Source organism: Dehalococcoides sp., assembly GCF_041654235.1.
In the GTDB taxonomy this organism is placed as follows: Bacteria; Chloroflexota; Dehalococcoidia; order Dehalococcoidales; family Dehalococcoidaceae; genus Dehalococcoides; species Dehalococcoides mccartyi_B.
Window position 1 is genome coordinate 1 of the sequence record NZ_JBAZDW010000105.1, and the last position, 3,309, is coordinate 3,309.

At 47.7% G+C, this 3,309-nt stretch carries 2 protein-coding genes and 1 other annotated feature; of the genes, one reads left to right on the forward strand and one right to left on the reverse strand.

Going from position 1 to position 3,309, the window contains the following annotated elements; genetic code table 11:
• Positions 1-143: 143 nt before the first annotated feature.
• On the reverse strand, positions 144-1,508 hold the full coding sequence (locus WC259_RS08175) for a TrpB-like pyridoxal phosphate-dependent enzyme (RefSeq protein WP_015407093.1): 1,365 nt from the start codon (positions 1,506-1,508) through the stop codon (positions 144-146).
• Between the two features lie 147 nt (positions 1,509-1,655).
• Positions 1,656-1,917 (reverse strand) — a binding site (T-box leader).
• A gap of 160 nt (positions 1,918-2,077) precedes the next feature.
• Here WC259_RS08175 and WC259_RS08180 point away from each other — a divergent pair.
• Positions 2,078-3,309, forward strand: a 1,232-nt coding sequence (locus WC259_RS08180; RefSeq protein ID WP_372644220.1) for a class I adenylate-forming enzyme family protein, incomplete at its 3' end; no start/stop codon positions are given.

Here is a 3,309-nt window from a genome sequence, read left to right on the forward strand (position 1 = left end):
ATTTTTGAAAAGTTTTTTCATTGCCTCTTCCTGTATGGAGTATTGATTTTATTATAGCAGGAAATTGTGAAAAAATTATTGATAAACAAGCGGGAGGGGTGATATTCCCCTCCCGCTTAAAAGACATAGTATGCCGTTTTTACCTAGACGTTGACTTTAGGCAAACCCTTCTGAGCCTCTTTTACCAGTTCTGCCGGGTATTCGTAGTTACTGAGCTTGCCCCGCAGGTACAGGTCGTAAGAAGCCATGTCCACGTGGCCGTGACCGCTGTGGCAGAAGAGAATAGTCTTGGCTTCGCCGGTTTCGCGGCATTTCAGGGCTTCATCAATTGTAGCCCTGATGGCATGGTTGGTTTCAGGTGCGCTTATGAAGCCTTCAGTCCGGGCAAACTGCATGCCCGCTTCAAAGGTCTCTATCTGCTGAACCGCTGTAGCCTCAATCAGCTTCAGGCGGCTGAGGTGAGACAGCAGGGGAGACATGCCGTGATACCGCAACCCGCCGGCATGTACCGGAGGTGGCATAAACTGGTGACCCAGCGTAAACATTTTCATCATAGGGGTCATACCGGCTTCGTCTCCGAAGTCATAGGCGTCCAGACCCTTGGTCAGTGAAGGACAGCTGGCGGGCTCAACTGCCAAAATGCGGGTATCCTTGTGAGTACCGTTCAGTTTGTCTTCCACAAAGGGTATAGCGATACCGCCAAAGTTTGAACCGCCGCCAACACAGCCAATAACAATATCAGGGTAGCAGTCTGCCATGGCCATCTGCTTTTTAGCTTCCTGACCGATAATAGTCTGGTGAAGGAGTACATGGTTAAGTACACTACCCAGAGCATACTTGGTGCCGGGATGGGTTACAGCATCTTCCACAGCTTCACTTATGGCAATACCCAAACTGCCGGGGCATTCGGGGTCACGTTCCAGTATCTCACGGCCTATTCGGGTATCCGGGCTGGGGCTGGGTACGACAGAGGCACCCCAGGTTTCCATCATAATGCGGCGGTAAGGTTTCATATTGTAGCTTACCTTTACCATATAGACCTTGCACTCTATGTCAAAGAATTTGCAAGCCATAGCCAGAGAAGAACCCCATTGTCCGGCGCCGGTTTCGGTGGAAATCCGCTTTATGCCGGCTTGTTTATTGTAATAAGCCTGAGCCAGGGCAGTATTGGGTTTGTGTGAACCGGCCGGGCTGACATCTTCCAGTTTGTAAAAGATTTTAGCCGGAGTCTGCAAAGCCTTTTCCAGCCGGTGGGCACGGTAAAGAGGGGTTGGCCGCCAGATTTTATATAGTTCCAACAGTTCTTCCGGGATGGGTATATGCCTTTCGGGGCTGAACTCCTGCATGATAAGGTTCATAGGGAATATAGCTTCCATATCAGCCGGAGTGACCGGCTTGCCGGTGCCCGGATGCAAAACGGGAGGCAGCGGTACGGGCAAATCAGGCTGGATATTGTACCAGACCTGAGGCATATCCTTTTCCTGCAGTATGAACTTGGTTTGAACCATTTCTGTTCTCCTTGACGTTATTTTAATACCTGTTTAGCCTTGATTAATTACCTGTTTACCCTGTGCCAGTCAGCCCCAGTTCATCTAAAGCCTCCTTAGCCGTATCAGGCGTTTTTGGGGCAGGGACAACAAAAAACCCTCTGCCCTGAAAGGGGCAGAAGGTTTACTTCCGCGGTACCACCCTAATTAGCCGGAATCATAAAATACCGGCCATCTTTAACAGGTACTTGGGGTAACCCCCTTATACCTTGGGATACTTTAACGCTTCCCCTGCGGCAAAGCCTACTTGGATAAACCGTTCGGTTTGCGGCTCCCAAGTCCATTCAATCCCTGCGTCAGCACCGGCTCACACCTTGCCCGGCTCTCTTAGCTTCGCTTGAAATTTACTAGTCTTGTTCATAGCCTTTAGATATTCAATTAGGTAAATATTAATCACTCATAGACTGCTTGTCAAGCTGATTTGGCCTAATTGGAATAAATGAATGATATTAAAAAATTGATACAAAATATAAAATCTGGTACACTGGCTCATCCAAATGCTTCAAACAATATATGTTCGGTGGTGACATTTGAATCTTGCTGATAGGCTTTCAGAAGTAGTTGCGGCCTGTCCTGAGGCTGTGGCCCTGAAATTTGAAGATAAAAATATTACCTATGCAGAGCTGGACAGGATTTCTGACTGTTATGCGTGGGCACTTACCCGTCTGGGGGCACTTGCGGGTGAGCGGGTGGCACTCCTGATACCAAACTGCCTTGAATTTATATATTTTTATTTTGGTATAGTCAAAATAGGGGCTGTGGCCGTGCCGCTTGACCCAAAATACAAATGGCCGGAGCTTAAAGCCCTGCTTGATGATTGCCAGCCCAAGGTATTGGTTTGTCAAACAGATGGACTGAATATTTTGCATCACCACCAGTCTGAATTAGGTTTTATACAGCATTATATCAGTCTGGAAGACAGCAGTTATCCGGACATAGTTTTATTAAAAAATTTTCTGGCAAATGTACCTGCAATGCCCTTTGAGTTTGACGTGCCAGAAACTCAGACTGCCCATATAGCCTATACCTCGGCAGCCCAGTTACGCCCGCAAGGTGTGATGATAAGCCAATCAAATCTGGTCAGGACGGCAGCAATATCTGCCGGCGGGTTTGGGCAAAGCAACAAAGACAGGGTTATCCTGTTTGCTCTGCCTCTGCATCATATAATAGGGCTGGTGGTGGTTATGCTGGGTACTATATTCAGCGGCGGGAGTGTCATAATGCTCTCAGGTGTTTCTGTAGACTGCCTCTTAAAGACTATTGAAAAAGAAAGCATTACAGTATTTCTGGGTGTTCCTTTCATTCATGCCATGCTGGTTCGCCACCTGCGGGAAAATTCCTCTGAATACAATCTGGCTTCACTAAGATTGTGCGGCAGTGCCGGTGCACCTTTGCCTCCGGAACTGGTGCTGTCATACAGAGTTTTACTGGATAAAGACCTGGTGGATTTTTACGGCCTTACTGAATCTACTTCTCATGTAACCTGCCAACCTCTGGATAGAAGCGGTAAGCCTTGCTCAGTAGGCAAAGTGCTTGGCGGGTTTGAGCTGGAAGTGGTGGATTCGGCCGGCAAACTGTTAGCGCCGTCTCAGGCGGGAGAGATAATTATCCGTGGGCCTGTGATGGACGGAATTTACCGCCAGCCTGAAAAAACCAACCAGATGTTACGTAACGGCTGGCTTTATACCGGTGATATCGGCTATAAAGATAATGACGGATTTATTTACATAAAATATTTTATCAAACCTATGCTTATTACCAA

Bases quoted from the DNA above. Each gene is read 5' to 3' on its own strand.
- WC259_RS08175 (WP_015407093.1), bottom strand. From the start codon at position 1,508: ATGGTTCAAACCAAGTTCATACTGCAGGAAAAGGATATGCCTCAGGTC.